Consider the following 17,441-nt stretch of genomic DNA (forward strand, 5'->3'; position numbering starts at 1 on the left):
GTCCCTCTTCCCCGATCCGCACGGCCAAGCCGCCCCTCGTAGACCAGAAACAGCCAAAATCAATATTTAGTCTTGATTTGTGAATTAATTTTCATATATTGAGCCAATCGCTGTTTTTTTATGGAAGAAATATCAAGTGCGTGAACGCGAACCCAGTCTGGTCAATGCCTTCCGGCAATCCACCCCCTATGTCAATGTGCATCGGGGGGCCACCTTTGTGCTGATGATGGGGGGAGAAGCCATCTGCCACCCCAACTTCGCCAATATCGTCAGCGATATCGCCCTGCTGCAGACACTGGGCATACGCCTGGTGCTGGTGTTTGGTTCACGTCCGCAAAACGATGAAGCGCTGGCCCGCGCCGGTATCGAGGCCCAGTACCACAAGCGGATCCGGGTCACCGATGACGAGAGTTTCACCATCATCAAACAGGTGTGTGGCGGCCTGCAATACGACATCACCGCCCAGCTCTCCATGGGGCTCGCCAACACCCCCATGCAGGGAGCGCGGATCAGCGTGGTGAGCGGCAACTTCGTCACCGCCCAGCCGCTGGGTGTGGATGATGGCATCGACTTTTGCCACAGCGGCCGGGTGCGCCGCATCGACGTGGAGGGGATCACCCGCCAGCTCGATCAGAAGAGTCTGGTGCTGATCTCCCCCATCGGCTGCTCGGTCACCGGCGAGAGCTTTAACCTGAGCTCGGAAGAGGTGGCCCGCCGGGTGGCGGTCGACCTCAAGGCGGACAAGCTCATCTGCTTTAGCAGCACCCAGGGGGTAATGGACAGACGCGGCGAAGCCATCTCCGAGCTCTTCCCCGAACAGGCCGAAGAGCTGCTGGTGGAGCTGGAGCAGGCGGGCGAAGAGATGTCCGGCACCGCCCGCTATCTGCGCGCGGCCATTGCCTCTTGCCGTGGCGGCGTGCCCCGCTCCCATCTGGTGAGCTATCAGGATGATGGCGCCATGCTGCAGGAGCTGTTCAGTCGCGACGGCCTCGGCACCCAGATCGTGCGGGAAAGTGCCGAGCAGGCCCGCGCCGCTACCATCGAGGATATCGGCGGCATTCTTGATTTGATCCGCCCGCTGGAGGAGGAAGGCATTCTGGTGCGCCGCTCCCGCGAGCAGCTGGAGATGGAGATCGACAAGTTCACCATCATCGAGCGCGATGGCCTGATCATCGGCTGCGCGGCACTCTACTGCTTTATGGAAGAGGCGATGGCGGAGATGGCCTGCGTCGCCATCCACCCCGACTATCGCAACTCAAACCGGGGGGATCAGCTGGTGGCCAAGGTGGCCGAGCGGGCCAAACGGCTCGGCATTCGCCGCCTGTTCGTGCTCACCACCCGCTCCATCCACTGGTTCCGGGAGCGGGGCTTCGATCCGCTGGAAGTGGAAGATCTGCCGGTGGCGCGCCAGCGTCTCTACAACTGGCAGCGCCGTTCCAAGGTTTTGTCAAAGACCATTGCCTAAGCCATTGATTCTGTGTTGAGTTAGCTGACAATTTGAACTTTTTCACAAACTCGATTGACAGTGCAATCCAACGCAGGGTATTTCTAAATGCACTCCACCGCCCTGGTGGAGCCAGAAGAGGAGCGCTGCCCAGGCAGCCCAAGGGAGGACACCAGCGTCCGGTGAACTTGGGTCAGGGGGAGCAGCGCCGAGACGAGTGAGGAGACTGGTGACCTCAACGTCGGCTGCGGGGGCTGAATCCCCCGGGTTGTCATCGGTAGTGATCATCCCCCACCGCGCCCTGTCAGGGGCGGTACGGGATGGGCTCTGCAGGTGGAGTGCTTCTGGCCGGGATAGCTTCGTTCATTCCTGCCATTTTCAGCCTCCTCCTCTCTTTTTTGCCCGATGGAACCGGAATCTTAAAATAAGACAGGAGTAAGCAATGAGCCCGATCAATGTCGCCAAGTTTGGCGGAACCAGTGTCGCCAACTTCCCGGCCATGAATCACTGCGCCGACATAGTGCTGGCCAATCCCGCCACCCGGGTGGTGGTACTGAGCGCCAGCGCCGGCGTCACCAACCTGCTGGTCGCTCTGGCTCAAGGGGAGCTGGACGAAGCGGGCCGCGACGAGCAGCTGGCCAAACTGGCCGGGATCCAGCAGGCCATTCTGGCCGATCTCGGCAACCCCGTTGATGTGAGCGCCCTCATTCATGGCCAGTTGGACGAAATTCGCCTCATGGCCCAGCAAGCCCACCAGCATACCGATGCGGAGCTGGCCGATCGCCTCATCGCCTGCGGCGAGCTGATGTCTACCCGCCTCTTTACCGAGCTGCTGCGCCAGCGCGGCGTCAAGGCACACTGGCAGGATGTGCGCCAGCTGATGCGCACCGACAGCCGATTTGGCAAGGCCACCGTCGATCTGGCCACCACCCGAACCCTCTGCCAGCAGACGCTGGGCCCGCAGCTGGGCGACAGCCTCATCATCACCCAGGGCTTTATCGGCGCCGATGGCGATGGCCGCACCACCACGCTGGGGCGCGGCGGCTCTGACTACAGCGCAGCCCTCTTGGCCGAAGCGCTCGATGCCGCCAGTATCGAGATCTGGACCGATGTGCCCGGCATCTACACCACGGATCCGCGCCTCGTCACCCGCGCCCGCCCCATTCCCGAAATCAGCTTTGTCGAAGCGGCCGAGATGGCCACCTTCGGCGCCAAGGTGCTCCACCCCGCCACCTTGCAACCGGCGGTGCGCCAGAATATTCCGGTGTTTGTCGGCTCCGCCAAGGACCCCGCCGCCGGTGGTACCTGGATCCGCGCCAGCACAGATTCAAGCCCGCTGTTTCGCGCCGTCGCCCTGCGCCGCCAGCAGGTGCTGGTGACCCTGCACAGCCTCAACATGTTCCACGCCTACGGCTTCCTGGCCGAAGTGTTCGGCATTCTGGCCCGTCACCGCATCTCGGTCGATCTCATCACCACGTCGGAAGTGAGCGTATCGCTGACGCTGGATCACACCGGCAGCCAGAGCAACGGCGAGCCGATCCTGAGCGACAAGGTACTGGCTGAGCTGGGCCAGCTTTGCAAGGTGGAGGTGGAAACCGGTCTGGCACTGGTGGCGCTCATCGGCAACCGGATGAGCGAAGTGAACGGGGTGGGCAGTCAGGTCTTTGACGCCCTGCGCGAGCACAACATCCGGATGATCTGCTACGGCGCCAGCGCCCACAACCTCTGCTTCCTGGTCAAGGAGAGCGAGGCAGGCAATATCGTCAACCGCCTCCATCAGGAGCTGCTGGACTGATCCTCACCGCGAGGCGAACCAGACCATGCAACAGGGCGCCCGCAAGGCGCCCTGTTTATTTGTATTCCGCAAAGGTATCGGCTCAGGCAAGGCTGGTGGCTGGCAACTGACAGGCGACGGCTTCCCGGCGCAGCTGCTGCAAGCGGGCCAGCAGCCCGGTCTGGCCCAGCTCCGTCTCCTGAGGCGAGAGATTGTCCACCAGCAGCGAATAGTGATCCGTCACCGCCTGCATCAGCCAGTCGAGACGACGCAGGGTGAGCGGGCCGCAGCTCTGGCCGCTCAGATCATCGGCCACATCGAGCCGGTGGCTGCGATACATGTCCCGCCACCAGTTGGCAACCAGCGCCTCGTCGCTCACCAGCGCGGCGCTCCACTCCCCCTGCAGGGCGTGCAGGCGGGCCAGCACGGGCGCGCTGGCCCCTTCGCGGATCAGGTGGTGGATCTCCCGTTTGACCCACTTGAGGCAGAGTTCACGCCAGTAGCGAAATTGCGGCAGAGGATCGGCCTCATCGAGCCAGAGTCCGGAGAGGGTGCGGGTCTCCAACCGCTCCGGTACATGGAACTGCGGATCGACCAGACCGTTGGAGTTGTATTCAAAGCGGGGATCGAAGGTCCACATATAGCCAAAGTCGAACACGCAGATCTGCTCGCCGTCATCGAGCAGGTTGCCCGGACTCGGGTCCCAGTCAAACCAGCCCCAGCGGGCCAGCTCACCCTGCACCTCCAGCATCTGGGCCAGATTGCGTTCGTTGAGCTGATGGACCGGCACACCCCGCAACCAGGGGGAGACCAGTACCCCGGCCCGCGCCGAGCCGAAACTGGTGCAAACCACGTGGGAGAGGACGGTGGGATGCAGCTCGCGCAGCGCCTCGATTTCACGCCGCCGCTCCAGCTCGGTCAGAAAGGCGGTCTTGCCATCGAGGTTGGCCACCAGTGAATCCTGACGTCGCCGCTTGAGGCACCAGTGATGCCCCTCCACCTTGAGGTGAAACACCTCGGCGGTGAGACCGTGGCGATAGACCTTGACCACTGCGGGATGAGTATCCTTCAGCTTGACCAGTTGGGCCAGCGGCAGCGGGCAGTCGCGCTCGCGTCCGATCCGGATCTCTTCCTTGCTCTCCAGCATGCGCAGCAATCTGGCCTGACGTGCCATCACTTTGGGATTCATACATGTACCTCCAGTCGCTATCGAGAGACTAAACAGCAGCTCCCTCCCAAGCCAGTGGCAAAACCCCATGATGACGCTTTCATCACATATTCCGAACAACCCCTCGATCGGGATCACAATTTGCAAGGTTGAGCTGTAACCAAATATTCATTAAGTGGTCATTAAATTGACAAGCTGAAACAAGGCCCGCACCATCGGGTCAAACTCTATACGGATGAACGATCTCTCCCTTACTCGCTCAAAGGATGAGCTTATATGAATCGCCCCTCCTCAGGCCGCCCCCGTGCCCTGAGTCTGCCCTCTGGGCTACTGGCCCTGCTGGGCGGATTGCTGCTGCTGACTCTGTTATTACCGCTGATCAATCCCGGCAGCTGGCTGGGCCGTGCCCAGCCGCTGGTGCTAGGCCCCGCCGACAATCCGCTGGCCACCCTCACCCGCCACGCCCTGCTCTATAAAAGCGACAGCCGCGGCCTCTATCTGGTGGTGCGCAGCCAGTGGCTGTTGCGGGGGCCGCTGCAAGCAGGGGACAAGGTGCGAGTGGAGCTGCTCAACGACAAGGGGGAGCGGATTGACCAGCTGAGTCAAGCGGTGGATAAGCGTCAGGTGTGCCGCAATAACCGCTGCTCGCTGGCTCTCAACAGTACCCTGCGGGCCCCGGACGATGCGCTGGCCAGCCGTTATCAGCTGCGCATCGGTCTGCTGCTCAAAGATCGCCCCGAGAGCGGCGACTTCAGCCAGATCCTGCAAACCCTGCCGGAGCAGGGCTTCAACCTCACCTATCTGGTGGTGAGCCTGACCCTGGTGCTGGCCCTGAGCGCCGCCGTGCTCAAAACGGTGCTGCCAAAGCTGCGCCGCAGCCTGCGCTGGCGGATCATCGGCAGCCTGCTGCTCGGCAACCTCACCTTCGTGCTGCTGCACGGCTTCGTGGTGTTCAAGCTGGGGGAGTTTCTGCTCTGGTCAGGCTTTCGCCCGGAGCACTACTATCTCGCCTGGGGCAGCATGGTGCTGGGCTGGAGCCTCTGCGCGCTGGCGGGCTTCAACCTCTATATGGGGCTGGTCTTTACCGCGCTGTCAGGCATAGGGCTGCTGGCCAACTTTATGAAGATCGCCATCTACGGCGTGCCGCTCGGCGGGGACGATTTTGGCAACCTGCTGGCGCTGCTGCGGATCCTGCTCGACCAGCACCCCATCCTGCCCATCTTCACCGTGTTGCTGGCACTGTTTCTCTGCTGGCGCTTTGCCCTGTCGCGCTGGGTGTTGCGCACAGCCGCCGCCACCGTCGCCTTCTTTGCCCTGTGCGTCTTTGCCACCCAGACCGGCAACAAGCTGCTGGGGGCCAACATTCGCTACGTGGACCGTGCGGTCAACTACCACAGGGACATCATCCGCTCAGGTCCTGGCCTCTATCTGTTCAATCTGGTGGACGAGATGCTGCAAAGCGGCAGCGTGTTTCGCTACCCCTTGCAGATCAACGAGCTGGCCCCGCAGCTGAGCTATCCGCCACAGGGCATAGCGCCGCGCTGGGATCTGGTGATCGTACTGCAATATGAGTCGCTCTGGCTCGACTGGAAGGGGCGGATCTGCGCCCCGGCTCCCACCCTCTCCCTGCCCGCCAGCGTGCAGCAGTGGCAAAAAACCATCCACTCCCCCACCACCGGCGGCATGACGGTGCTGGCGGAGTTCGAGATGAACACCGGCCTGCCGGTGGGCTTGCTCAAGCAAGGGGTGGTGCCCTACTACTACCTCTCGCAGCAGGTGCCGGGGCTGGCCCAGAGCGCCAGACAGAGCGGCTACCAGACCCTGTTCGCCCACCCTTATGTGGAAAAATTCTGGGGCCGCGCCAAGGCGATCCCGGCGCTCGGCTATGAGGAGCGCTGGTTCGACACACGCTTCACCACCCTTGAGCACAAGGGACTCTATATCTCCGATGATGCGCTGATCGACCACCTGCTCAAGCGCAGCGAACAGGATGACAAACCGCTGTTTGCCTATGCGGTCACCATGCAGGGGCACGGCCCCTTCGATGGCCCCCGCTATCAGGGGCAGGAGCGCAGCGGCGCCTGCCCGAACCAGAGCGAGAGTGACACCCAGCTGCTCAACACCTACTACACCGGGGTGGTGGATGCCATGGCCTCGCTGGAGCGGCTGCTCAAGACCCTCGACCAGTCGGGCAAGCGCTATCTGGTGGTGGCCTTTGGCGATCACCAGCCGTTTTTGATGTCCGCCGGCAAGGGTATTCACGGCGACAAACCGGCGCGCGATGCCACCTACCAGATCCCCATGATGGCCTTTGCCCGCAGCGATGATCCTCTTATCCTCGGGGAACAATTTGCTCCGGTGCGCCAGCTCTACCAGATGGGTCAGGCCACCCGCCAGCTGCTGGCGGGGGATATCACCCCCATCGAGGACAAGCCTCTGCTCCATCCGGTGCTGGGTGAAGAGAAGGGATTCGACCCCTCGAGCCTGGTGCCGCAGATCCGCGCCAGCTTCCGGCCCGATGCCCTGCCCTGAGCCTTAAGCCCCGCAACACGAATAGATGAGGCCGCAATAGCGGCCTCTGGTTATCACTTTCTCTTTGTCACTGCGACTGCGAAATCCGGTCTTTAGCGGGCGTTACGGGTTGCAACGGCATCCGCCAGGTTGCGCAGCAGCACTTCGGTATCGGCCCAACCGATGCAGGCATCTGTGATGCTCTGGCCGACGGTGAGTTCACACCCTTCCACCAGATCCTGACGGCCTTCCACCAGATGGCTCTCCACCATCACACCAAACACCGCCTTGCTGCCGGCACGCAGTTGGCCGGCCACATCCTCGGCCACCAGCATCTGGTTCTTGAACTGCTTGCTGCTGTTGGCATGACTAAAGTCGATCATCACCTTCTGGGGCAGACCGGCCTTCTCCAGCCCCTTCACCACCTCGTCCACGTGGGCGGCGCTGTAGTTCGGCTCACGACCACCACGCAGAATGATGTGACAGTCCGGGTTGCCGCGGGTCGCCACGATGGCGGAGTGACCGTATTTGGTGACCGACAGGAAGTGGTGCGGCGCACTGGCAGCGCCAATGGCATCGATGGCAACCTTGATGGTGCCGTCAGTGCCGTTCTTGAAGCCCACCGGACAGGAGAGACCGGAGGCCAGCTCGCGGTGTACCTGGGATTCGGTGGTACGGGCACCGATCGCGCCCCAGCTCATCAGATCCGCCACATATTGCGGGGTGATCATGTCGAGGAACTCGGAGGCAGTTGGCAGCCCCATGTCGTTGAGATCCAGCAACAGCTTGCGACCAATGCGCAGACCGTCGTTGATCTTGCAGCTATTGTCGAGGTACGGATCGTTGATCAGCCCCTTCCAGCCCACTGTGGTGCGCGGTTTTTCGAAGTAGACCCGCATCACGATCTCCAGCTGATCTTTCAGCTCGTCGCGCAGCGCCTTGAGGCGCTTGCCGTACTCCAGCGCGGCAACCGGATCATGGATGGAGCAAGGACCAATCACCACCAGCAGACGATCATCTTCGCCGGCCAGGATGTTGTGAATGGCCTGACGGGATTCAAAAACGGTGGACGAGGCAACCTCGGTAGCCGGAAACTTCTCAAGCACCGCAACCGGGGGTAATAACTCTTTGATTTCACTGATACGAACGTCGTCGGTTTGATGCTGCATGACAAGGCTTCCTGCTAGATGACTGCGATTAGGAAATCTCAACATAGCCCGCGACAGGGCATGTGTAAATAGTAAATTACAGCAATCACAAAACTATTTTATATGGCAATCTTGCAAGTTATTGAAATGATGCTAGGCGAAATGACGATGCTGGTGAGGAAGGCAAAAAGGCCCGCTCAGCGCGGGCCCGAAGCGTCGGTGATGACGGGTTTGTCAGTGATCAGCCACGCTGGCTGATACTGGCCAGTTTGTCGAAGTAATCCGGGAAGGTCTTCGACGTGCACTTGGGATCATTGATGGTGACCGGGGTATCCGACAGCGCCACCAGCGAGAAGCACATGGCGATACGGTGATCGTTGTAGGTATCGATCTCGGCATGCTTGAGCTGGGTCGGCGGGGTCACGGTGATGAAGTCATGCCCCTCCTCCACTTCGACGCCCAGCTTGCGCAGCTCGGTCGCCATGGCGTGCAGACGATCGGTCTCTTTCACCCGCCAGTTGTAGATATTGCGAATGGAGGTCGGCCCCTCGGCAAACAGCGCGGCAACGGCGATGGTCATGGCCGCATCGGGAATATGGTTCATGTCCATATCCACTCCGTGCAGCGGCGCCTGCTCCGCCTCGATAAAATCATCACCCCAGGTGATGCGCGCGCCCATCTTCTCCAGCACGTCGGCGAAGTGAATATCACCCTGAATGCTGTGCTTGCCGATACCGGTAACCCGTACCTTGCCCTTGATGGCACCCGCCGCGAGGAAGTAGGAGGCGCTGGAGGCATCCCCTTCCACCAGAAAGTCACCCGGGCTGATGTAGGTCTGGTTGCCCTTGATGTAGAACAGCTTGTAGTTGTCGTGCTCGATGACCACCCCGAACTGCTTCATGATGTGCAGGGTGATGTCGATGTAGGGCTTGGAGACCAGCTCCCCCTTGATGTGGATCCGGGTATCACCGGCCGCCATCGGCGCCGCCATCAAAAATGCGGTCAGGAACTGGCTGGAGACGGAGCCATCGACGTGCACATCGCCACCCCACAGCCCCTTGGCATCCACCACCAGCGGCGGATAACCATCGTGTTTCAGGTACTGGATATGGGCACCCGCTTCACGCAGGGCATCCACCAGATGGCCGATGGGACGCTCTTCCATGCGCGGCTCGCCGCCCAGGGTGTATTCACCGGAGCCTAAGCATAGCGCGGCGCAGAGCGGTCGCATGGCAGTACCGGCGTTGCCGAGGAACAGATTGACCGGCTCTTTCACCGCGAAGCTGCGGCCCAGACCCTGCACGGTACACTCGGTCTTGTCGGCGGAGAGCTTGTACTTGACCCCAAGCTGGGTCAGCGCAGCCAGCATATGACGAATGTCATCGCTGTCGAGCAGGTTGGTCAAACGGGTGGTGCCACGGGCCAGCGCCGCCAGCAGCAGCGCACGGTTAGAGACACTCTTGGAGCCGGGCAGATTGACCTCACCGGCCACACGAGAAATGGGTTCCAAACGCAACGAATTCATAGACTTCCTGTGCTATCTCAAAAATAAACGCCTGTCCGGACGTTAACAGCCTGCGTCCCGCTCGGCAAGGGCACTTTCAGGGGAAATCGCACGGTAAACGCCAGCGCGCTGGTTCTGTTGAAAAAAAGACGCCGGGGTATCCCCGGCGTCTTGAATCACTGCAATAGCTGGAAGCGGTTCACTGGTTGTCACGAGAGGCCACCAGCAAACACATAGGGGCTCTGTTCTCAGCCGTGACGCTTGGCAAAGCCATCCATAAAGCTGACCAGGGCCTTCACTCCCTCCAGCGGCATGGCGTTGTAGATGCTGGCGCGCATGCCACCGACGATGCGGTGCCCTTTGAGGGCCAGCAGGCCGGCCGCTTCCGATTCGGCCAGGAACTGCTTGTCCAGCTCGGCATTTTTCAGCTGGAACGGGATGTTCATCCGCGAACGGCAGCTGACATCCACCTGATTGCCATAGAAGCTCGACTGATCGAGATAGTCATACAGGAAGTCGGCCTTCTCCTTGTTGCGCGCCTCCATTGCCTCGAGGCCACCCTGTTCCTTGAGCCACTCGAACACCAGACCGGCCAGATACCAGGCGTAGGTGGGCGGCGTGTTGAACATGGAGTCGTTCTTGGCAGTGAGTTTGTAGTCAAAAATCGAGGGGACATCGGCTCTCGCCTGATCCAGCAGATCATCGCGCACGATGGCGATGGCAAGCCCGGACGGCCCGATATTTTTTTGGGCACCAGCATAGATGATGCCAAAGCGGCTCACATCGAGAGGACGGGAGAGAATGGTGGAGGAGAGATCCGCCACCAGCGGCACCTCGCCGGTGGCCGGGATGTCGAACATCTCGATGCCGTCAATGGTTTCGTTCGGGCAGTAGTGAACATAGGCCGCATCGGCGCGAAACGCCGGGGTCGGCAGCAGGTGGGAGATCCCCTGCTCGTTCTTGGCAACCCCCTGAAAGGTCTGGATATCGCCATACTTTTTGGCTTCATCCACCGCGCTCTGAGACCAGACACCGGTCAGCAGGAAGTCCGCTTTCTTGTTGGCCCCACCCAGCAGGTTCATGGGCACGGCGGAGAACTGACCGCGGCCGCCACCGTGCATGAAGAGCACCTTGTAGTTGTCCGGCACTGCCAGCAGCTCGCGCAGATCCGCTTCGGCCTTCTCGGCAACCGCCATGTAGGGCTTGCCACGATGGGAAAGCTCCATGACCGAGGCTCCCAGCCCCTGAAAATTACAAAATTCGCGCTGGGCGCGCTCCATGACTTCAACCGGCAGCATGGCGGGGCCGGCGCAGAAGTTGTAAATCTGTTTGCTCATGACGCTTTCCGTGAGTGGATGAGAGTAATCGATGACTTGTCAGGTTTTACACAAGAGCCGTCACAGGATCAAAGGCTTTTTGGGAGCTGGCTCAACCTTTTACCATCACTCTGCATCCCCCTTGCAGTAGAAAAAGCCCTGAACGGGTCAGGGCTTGCAGGGAACATGCACAGAAATGGCGGGCAGAGCGCATAAACGACCACAGCCCAGCCATTTCTGACAAATTTACAGTTTGGCGGTGAGCTCCGGCAGCAGGGTGAAGAGATCCCCCACCAGCCCGTAGTCCGCCACCTGAAAGATGGGGGCGTCGCTGTCCTTGTTGATGGCAACGATCACTTTCGATTCCTTCATCCCCGCCAGATGCTGGATGGCCCCCGAAATGCCGACCGCGATATAAAGCTCAGGCGCCACCACTTTGCCGGTCTGTCCCACCTGCAGATCGTTGGCGACATATCCCGCATCAACAGCGGCTCGCGATGCCCCCACGGCGCCGCCCAGCTTGTCGGCCAGCGCCTCAATCAGAGCAAACTGCGCCTTTGAGCCCAGCGCCCGACCACCGGAGACCACCACCCGGGCGGCGGTCAGTTCGGGCCTGCTGGAGCGCACCGCACGGCGCTCGACCAGCCGGGTACGACCAGCGAATTCGGGCACGGCCAAGTGTTCGATGGGAGCCTGCCCGCCTGTCGCCGCCTTGGCAAACGCGGTGGCCCGCACTGTCATCACTTTGACGGGCGCCGAGCTCATCACTCTGGCAATGGCATTGCCCGCATAGATGGGGCGCAGGAAGGTGTCGCTGCTCTCGATAGCCGTCACCTCGGAGAGCATCTCCACCCCGAGCCGGGCCGCCACCTGTGGCAGCAGCGCCTTGCCCATGGCACTCGCCGCCATCAGGCAGTGGCTGTAACCTTCGCACCAGCTGGCCAGCAGCTTGTCCACCCCATCCAGCAGCCCGTCGGCCAGCAGGGGATGTTCGGCAAGCAACACCTTGTCGACGCCGCTGAGGGCTGCCGCCTGTTCACCCGCCTCGGTCAGCCCCTGACCCAGCAACAGCAGGTCAACCTGACCGCCGATGGCTCCGGCGGCGGTGACCAGTTGTGCCACGTTGTCGGCCAGATGGCCCTGATGATGTTCGGCAATGATCAGCACGCTCATGGCAGCACCTTCGCTTCGTGTTTGAGTTTGTCCACCAGCTCGTCCACCGAGCCCACCTTGATCCCGGCGCTGCGGGCTGGCGGCGCCATCATCCCGAGCAAACGGGTCTGGTTGGCCACCTCAACGGCGAGTGTCGAGAACGGAGCGCTATCAAGCGGCTTGCGCTTGGCCTTCATGATGTTGGGCAGCGAGGCAAAGCGCGGTTCATTCAAACGCAGATCGGCGCTCACCACCGCAGGCAACGGCATGCGCAGGGTCTCGAGGCCACCGTCGATTTCGCGGGTCACCAGCAGTTCCCCCGCTTCCACCTTGAGGGCGGACGCGCAGGTCGCCAGCGGCCAATCATTGAGGGCAGCAAGCATCTGGGCCACCTGATTGTTGTCTGAATCGATGGACTGCTTGCCGAGCAGCACCAGATCCGGCTGCTCCTGCTCGCACACCTTGTGCAAGGCGCGGGCGACAGTCAGCGGGGCGAGCGTCTGATCGGTGACATAATGCAGCGCCCGATCCGCCCCAAGCGCCAGCCCATGGCGCAGTTGCTCGGCGGCAGCGTCAGGGCCAAAGGTCACCACCACCAGCTCGCTGGCAACCCCGGCTTCCCGCAGCCTGACCCCCTCCTCCACCGCAATTTCACAAAAGGGGTTGATCCCCATCTTCACATTGGCGAGCTCCACGTCGGAGCCGTCTCCCTTCACCCGGATCTTGACGTTGTAGTCGACTACCCGTTTGATTGCGACCAGCAGCTTCATGGGGTCATGCCTCGTCTCTTTGGATTGAATTCATTAGTGTGCCTCTGCGTTTGTTGCAGTACGCCCTTCCCTGATTTTTTGCTTTTTCTTGCTCAGTTTTGCTTACAACTGCTTTACGTTTACGTAAACTACCAGCATTACCCTAGGCCAACCAGAGCGCAGAGGCAAGATGGAACGGGAAGCAATGGAATTTGATGTCGTCATCGTCGGCGGCGGTCCGGCGGGGCTCAGTGCAGCCATCGCCCTGAAACAGCAGGATGCCACTCTCTCTGTCTGTCTGCTGGAGAAGGGGGCGGAAATTGGCGCCCATCTGCTCTCCGGCGCCCTGTTTGATCCCGTCGCCTTGCAAGAGCTGCTGCCGGATTGCTGGCAGCAAGCACCGCTCGGCGTGCAGGTCAGCGACGATCAGGTTCATCTGCTGCAAAGCGAGCAACGCTCCCTGCAACTCCCCGCCTGGGCGGTGCCACCCCGGATGCACAATCAGGGTTGCCATGTGGTCAGTCTGGGCAATCTCTGCCGCTGGCTTGGCCAGCAGGCGGAAAAACTGGGAGTCGAAATATACCCGGGATTTACCGCCAGCGAACTTATCATGGAAGCGGGCCGGGTCAAGGGGGTCATCACCGGCGATCTGGGGCTGGATCGGGCGGGCAATCCGAAAGCAGATCATGTGCCCGGCATGGCGCTGCTCGGCCGCTACACCCTCTTTGCCGAGGGGGCCCGCGGTCATCTCGGCAAACAGCTGATCGCCGCATTCAATCTGGCAAGCCCTGCCCAGCCCCAGCACTATGCCATCGGCTTCAAGGAGCTGTGGCAACTGCCTGCTGGCCAAGGCAAAGCGGGACAGGTACTGCACGGCAGTGGCTGGCCCCTCGGCAAGCAGGGGGGCGGCAATAGTCACGGCGGTTTCTATCTCTATCACATGGAGGGGGATCAGGTCGCGGTCGGGCTGATTGTCGATCTCAACTACCAGAATCCCTGGCTCAGCCCGTTTGACGAATTCCAGCGCCTCAAACATCACCCGCTTATCGCTGGCGTGTTGCAAGATGGGGAGCGCATCAGCTATGGCGCACGCGCCATCACCAAGGGGGGCTGGCACGCCCTGCCCCGCATGCACTTCCCGGGCGGCCTGCTGATTGGCTGCGATGCGGGCACTCTCGACTTTTCCCGCATCAAGGGGATCCACACCGCCATGAAGTCCGGCATGCTGGCGGCAAAAACCGTCGCGATGGCGCTGCGAGGTGGTGATGAAGGGGGCCGGGATCTGGCCCAGTATGGTGACGAGCTGCACCAGAGCTGGCTGGCCCGCGAACTCAAGGCGGCGCGCAACTTCGGCGCGGCGCTTCATCGCTATGGTCCCTGGTTGGGCGGTGCCTTCAACTGGCTGGAGCAACGGCTGTTTGGCGCAAACTCGCCCTTCAAGCTGCTCGATAAGGCTCACGACTACCGTCAGCTGCGCGTGGCCAGTCGCTGCGAGCCCATCCATTATCCCAAACCCGATGGCAAGCTGAGCTTTGACAAGCTCTCGTCTGTGTATCTGGCCAACACCAGTCACGATGAGGATCAGCCTTGCCACCTCAAGCTGCAGGACGAGCGCATTCCGGTCGAGGTCAATCTGCCCACCTGGGCCGAACCCGCCCAACGCTACTGCCCGGCCGGGGTGTTTGAAGTGCTGGAAATGGAAGGCGCGGCCAAACTGCAAATCAACGCAGCCAACTGCATCCACTGCAAAACCTGCGATATAAAAGACCCCAGTCAAAACATTATCTGGACGCCGCCACAAGGGGGCTCCGGGCCCAATTATCCGAATATGTGATGGAACGGCAATGCCAAGATGCGGTGACATCAAAGATACTCAGTCCCAAAGCATCGTCTGGACACCGCCACAAGGAGGATCCGGGCCCAACTATCCCAATATGTGATGGAATACGGCGATGCCAAGATGCGGTGACATCAAAGATACTCAGCCCCAAAACATCGTCTGGATACCGCCACAGGGGGCTCCGGGCCCAACTATCCCAATATCTGATGAAGCGGGGTAGCGGCAACAAGCAGCCCCAGCCATCCCTCCCCCCGCCAAAGGCTGGTTCTACACCGCATGGCTGCTAAGGTGATCCGACCTCGCTGTTTTTTTGGACAAACAAGCTGAATCCCTGATGAATAGCCCCTGACAAGCGGGGCCCACCCCTGTATAGTTCGCCGCATTCAGGTTTTCCATCGGCCCGATCTGCTTATCCACGGGATCGCCTTCTTCAGCGATCTAAGGCCGCATGACCTGTGCAACCATCCCTGATTACCCATGACTTTTTAAGGGGGGACAGATGATCACCGCCTACATTCTCAATAACAAGGTGCTGGACATAGTCACGCTCGGGCCTGACGACATAGTACCTGACAACACGGTCTGGCTGGATGCCTACAAGCCGGACACGGCAGAGCGAGAATGGTTGACGGGCCTGTTCCTGGAAGAGGTTCCCGACAAGGAGGAGCTCGACGACATCGAAGCATCCGCCCGTTTCTACTGGGATACCGATGGTCTGCACATTCACTCCCTGTTTCCCCAGCGGATCGGTCGTGACACCAAGGGTGTCCACGTCTCCTTTACCCTGCGCAACAACCTGCTGATCAGCATTCGTGAAGATGACATCGGGCTGGTGCGCCTGCTGCGCCACTATATGCGCCAGGATCGGCTGGAGGTGGAGGATGCCCTCGATATCCTGCTGGAGGTACAAAACCTCAAGGTGGAGTACCTCTCCGATCTTATCGAAGATGGTTACAAGACGTTGGAAAACACCGCCGATCAGATCTTCGAGCCGGATCAGATCAACCCTATGCTCAAGGAGCTGTTGGCACAGGAAGAGGCCAACGGCCAGATCCGTCTTTCCCTGCACGATACCCGCCGCGCCCTGCGTTTCCTCAAACGCAGCCTGCGCCAGCGCATGAGCCTGGAGCAGAACAAGTGGATCGACGAGATGCTGCACGACGTGGAGTCACTACTGCCTCACACCCAGTTCCTGTTCGACAAGATCAACTTCCAGCTGGAGGCCTCCATGGGGGTGACCAATCTGGAGCAGAACAAGGTGATCAAGATCTTCTCGGTTGCCGCCGTGATCTTCCTGCCGCCGACCCTGATCGCCAGTATTTATGGCATGAACTTTGGCCGCATGCCTGAGCTCGCCTGGGAGTATGGCTATCCCCTCTCGCTGGTGCTGATGGTGATGTCATCGCTGGGCACCGGGCTCTTCTTCAAGCGCAAGGGGTGGCTGTAACGCCAGCCGCTCGGCACAAGACAACTTTTCGCGGATTGGGGGGCATGGCCCCCCGATTAATTCCCGCTCTCTCCCGCGCCTTGCAAAGGGCTCGCCTTCGCCCCATATCCCTTGCATCACTTGCACTCTATGAATGGATATCGGGCAACCATGACCCTCTACCCCGAACATCGATATGACGATCACGGCCAGTTGCGCCCTCCCCTCTGGTTCTGGCCCATCGCCCTGTTGCTGACCCGCTCGGTCTGGCTGTTTCTGATGGCCGGCGTCACCCGCGAGAGCGGCAGCGAGATCCTGACCCTCTTTTATCCGGACAAAATCACCCTCTACATCAGCCTGCTGACCGACGTACCCGCCATGCTGGCGTTGCTCGCCTGCGGGGGCACCTATCAGCAGACCCAGAGCATTCGCGCCAGACTCCGGCGCCACAGCCCGCTGCTGCTGCTCTGCTCTGCCGTCAGCGGCCTGCTGATGCAGTTGCACAGCCTCAATCTGCAGAAGTGGTCATTCAGCTGGCCCACCGCACTGGTGCTGGTCGCCAGCCTCTGGTCACTCTGGTATCTGCTGCGCAGTCGCCAGCTACGGGAATATGCTGCTGATGATCCTCATCAGGAGTCGAACATCTAGCCAAGCTTTAGCTGCAATCAATTGAAATAAATATAAAAAGCCTCTTGGTGAGCTGAACACCCACAACAAGCCAGACGCGCGATCATAACCCCGAGCCGCAAGCGGCCCCGTTGTCGAGGAGCGGCTGCGCCCGCACTCTCGCCCCATAGGTGGCGGCCAAGCGGATAAGGGATTATCAATAGCCGTGTTCGGTCACCCCGTTTATTCAGGCTTGATTCATTATCAATGGAATTGATAACACTTTTCATTACTCTTAGTGCGTTATAAACTTGCTCCCCCCGGGCTGCCCCGCCCGGGTGCTGGAGCCTTTATGACAAGCCTTTCTCTCTCACCCCGACAATTCTGGCAGTGGCTGGCCTACCACCATAAGGCCGCCGAGGGCACCCTCTATCTGATGTTCTTCTCCGGCCTGCTGCTGTGGGAGCCGCTGACCCCGCTCTGGTCGCTGGCACGCTGGAATCTGTTTTTCCATGTGATGCTCTCGCTCACCCTGTTCCCCCTGCTGTTTGGCGCCTTCTGGCTCTCCCATCGCAGCTTGTTGAACCGCAGCAACAAACCCTTTTTACGCACCACGGGGCGGATTATTGAAGCCCTGCTGCTGATCTGTCTGGCCAGCGGCCTGCTGCTGGTGCTGCACGGCACTCCGGGCGATGCCACGGGCAACCTCGCCAGCTGGGCCCACTGGCTGAGCGCGTTGGCGTTAACTCCTCTGGTGCTGCGCCACGCCTGGCGCTGGACCATCTTGAAATGGCGCTCCTGAT

The 17,441-nt window shown here is 60.7% G+C and carries 13 protein-coding genes and 1 riboswitch; of the genes, 7 read left to right on the plus strand and 6 right to left on the minus strand.

Annotation, left to right across the window (positions count from 1 at the left end; genetic code table 11):
- Window positions 1-136: 136 nt before the first annotated feature.
- Window positions 137-1,465 (plus strand): amino-acid N-acetyltransferase, encoded by a 1,329-nt coding sequence (gene argA, locus G5315_RS02065; protein WP_005345063.1) that lies wholly within the window; start codon window positions 137-139, stop codon window positions 1,463-1,465.
- Window positions 1,466-1,572: 107 nt separating this feature from the next.
- Window positions 1,573-1,796, plus strand: a riboswitch (Lysine riboswitch).
- A gap of 90 nt (window positions 1,797-1,886) precedes the next feature.
- On the plus strand, window positions 1,887-3,239 hold the full coding sequence (gene lysC, locus G5315_RS02070) for a lysine-sensitive aspartokinase 3 (protein WP_047438909.1): 1,353 nt from the start codon (window positions 1,887-1,889) through the stop codon (window positions 3,237-3,239).
- A gap of 82 nt (window positions 3,240-3,321) precedes the next feature.
- On the opposite strand, the gene G5315_RS02075 is transcribed toward lysC, so the two are convergent.
- Complete coding sequence (locus G5315_RS02075; RefSeq protein ID WP_266133911.1) at window positions 3,322-4,407, minus strand: hypothetical protein; 1,086 nt, start codon at window positions 4,405-4,407, stop codon at window positions 3,322-3,324.
- 255 nt (window positions 4,408-4,662) lie between these two features.
- Here G5315_RS02075 and G5315_RS02080 point away from each other — a divergent pair, with 255 nt between their 5' ends.
- Complete coding sequence (locus G5315_RS02080; protein ID WP_421332258.1) at window positions 4,663-6,918, plus strand: LTA synthase family protein; 2,256 nt, start codon at window positions 4,663-4,665, stop codon at window positions 6,916-6,918.
- Window positions 6,919-7,010: 92 nt separating this feature from the next.
- Here the strand turns inward: G5315_RS02080 and aroG are convergent, their stop codons facing one another.
- The 5 genes from aroG to G5315_RS02105 form a co-directional block, all read right to left on the minus strand.
- Window positions 7,011-8,066, minus strand: coding sequence for a 3-deoxy-7-phosphoheptulonate synthase AroG (gene aroG, locus G5315_RS02085; RefSeq protein ID WP_421332260.1), 1,056 nt, complete (start codon window positions 8,064-8,066; stop codon window positions 7,011-7,013).
- A 220-nt stretch (window positions 8,067-8,286) separates the two neighbouring features.
- Entirely contained in the window at window positions 8,287-9,570 is a 1,284-nt protein-coding gene (aroA, locus tag G5315_RS02090; RefSeq protein ID WP_005351267.1) for a 3-phosphoshikimate 1-carboxyvinyltransferase, read from the minus strand.
- A gap of 227 nt (window positions 9,571-9,797) precedes the next feature.
- The gene (serC, locus tag G5315_RS02095) at window positions 9,798-10,886 is read right to left on the minus strand and encodes a 3-phosphoserine/phosphohydroxythreonine transaminase (protein ID WP_005345045.1); all 1,089 of its coding nucleotides are present in this window, start codon (window positions 10,884-10,886) and stop codon (window positions 9,798-9,800) included.
- A 225-nt stretch (window positions 10,887-11,111) separates the two neighbouring features.
- Window positions 11,112-12,038 carry an electron transfer flavoprotein subunit alpha/FixB family protein gene (locus tag G5315_RS02100; protein ID WP_421332262.1) on the minus strand — a complete coding sequence of 309 codons (927 nt, stop codon included), beginning with the start codon at window positions 12,036-12,038 and terminating at the stop codon, window positions 11,112-11,114.
- Window positions 12,035-12,787 (minus strand): electron transfer flavoprotein subunit beta/FixA family protein, encoded by a 753-nt coding sequence (locus G5315_RS02105; protein ID WP_421332265.1) that lies wholly within the window; start codon window positions 12,785-12,787, stop codon window positions 12,035-12,037. Before G5315_RS02105 ends, G5315_RS02100 begins: the two co-directional genes overlap by 4 nt.
- A 169-nt stretch (window positions 12,788-12,956) precedes the next feature.
- Between G5315_RS02105 and G5315_RS02110 the strand changes: the two genes are divergently transcribed.
- The 4 genes from G5315_RS02110 (at window position 12,957) to G5315_RS02125 (ending at window position 17,440) form a co-directional block, all read left to right on the plus strand.
- The gene (locus G5315_RS02110) at window positions 12,957-14,600 is read left to right on the plus strand and encodes an electron transfer flavoprotein-ubiquinone oxidoreductase (protein WP_421332267.1); all 1,644 of its coding nucleotides are present in this window, start codon (window positions 12,957-12,959) and stop codon (window positions 14,598-14,600) included.
- A gap of 505 nt (window positions 14,601-15,105) precedes the next feature.
- On the plus strand, window positions 15,106-16,053 hold the full coding sequence (corA, locus tag G5315_RS02115) for a magnesium/cobalt transporter CorA (protein ID WP_266133904.1): 948 nt from the start codon (window positions 15,106-15,108) through the stop codon (window positions 16,051-16,053).
- Between the two features lie 150 nt (window positions 16,054-16,203).
- Entirely contained in the window at window positions 16,204-16,680 is a 477-nt protein-coding gene (locus G5315_RS02120; protein WP_216953818.1) for a DUF2919 domain-containing protein, read from the plus strand.
- 310 nt (window positions 16,681-16,990) lie between these two features.
- A complete protein-coding gene (locus tag G5315_RS02125) occupies window positions 16,991-17,440 on the plus strand; it encodes a hypothetical protein (protein ID WP_421332269.1) in 450 nt (149 codons plus the stop codon).
- The last annotated feature ends 1 nt before the right edge of the window (window position 17,441 follow it).

Origin of the sequence: Aeromonas sp. 603607, from assembly GCF_049171595.1 — a bacterium.
GTDB lineage: Bacteria > Pseudomonadota > Gammaproteobacteria > Enterobacterales > Aeromonadaceae > Aeromonas > Aeromonas veronii.

Coding starts and splice junctions, on each gene's coding strand:
- lysC (WP_047438909.1), top strand. CDS start 1,887: ATGAGCCCGATCAATGTCGCCAAGTTTGGCGGAACCAGTGTCGCCAAC.
- G5315_RS02075 (WP_266133911.1), bottom strand. CDS start 4,407: ATGAATCCCAAAGTGATGGCACGTCAGGCCAGATTGCTGCGCATGCTG.
- G5315_RS02080 (WP_421332258.1), top strand. CDS start 4,663: ATGAATCGCCCCTCCTCAGGCCGCCCCCGTGCCCTGAGTCTGCCCTCT.
- aroG (WP_421332260.1), bottom strand. CDS start 8,066: ATGCAGCATCAAACCGACGACGTTCGTATCAGTGAAATCAAAGAGTTA.
- aroA (WP_005351267.1), bottom strand. CDS start 9,570: ATGAATTCGTTGCGTTTGGAACCCATTTCTCGTGTGGCCGGTGAGGTC.
- serC (WP_005345045.1), bottom strand. CDS start 10,886: ATGAGCAAACAGATTTACAACTTCTGCGCCGGCCCCGCCATGCTGCCG.
- G5315_RS02100 (WP_421332262.1), bottom strand. CDS start 12,038: ATGAGCGTGCTGATCATTGCCGAACATCATCAGGGCCATCTGGCCGAC.
- G5315_RS02105 (WP_421332265.1), bottom strand. CDS start 12,787: ATGAAGCTGCTGGTCGCAATCAAACGGGTAGTCGACTACAACGTCAAG.
- G5315_RS02110 (WP_421332267.1), top strand. CDS start 12,957: ATGGAACGGGAAGCAATGGAATTTGATGTCGTCATCGTCGGCGGCGGT.
- corA (WP_266133904.1), top strand. CDS start 15,106: ATGATCACCGCCTACATTCTCAATAACAAGGTGCTGGACATAGTCACG.
- G5315_RS02120 (WP_216953818.1), top strand. CDS start 16,204: ATGACCCTCTACCCCGAACATCGATATGACGATCACGGCCAGTTGCGC.
- G5315_RS02125 (WP_421332269.1), top strand. CDS start 16,991: ATGACAAGCCTTTCTCTCTCACCCCGACAATTCTGGCAGTGGCTGGCC.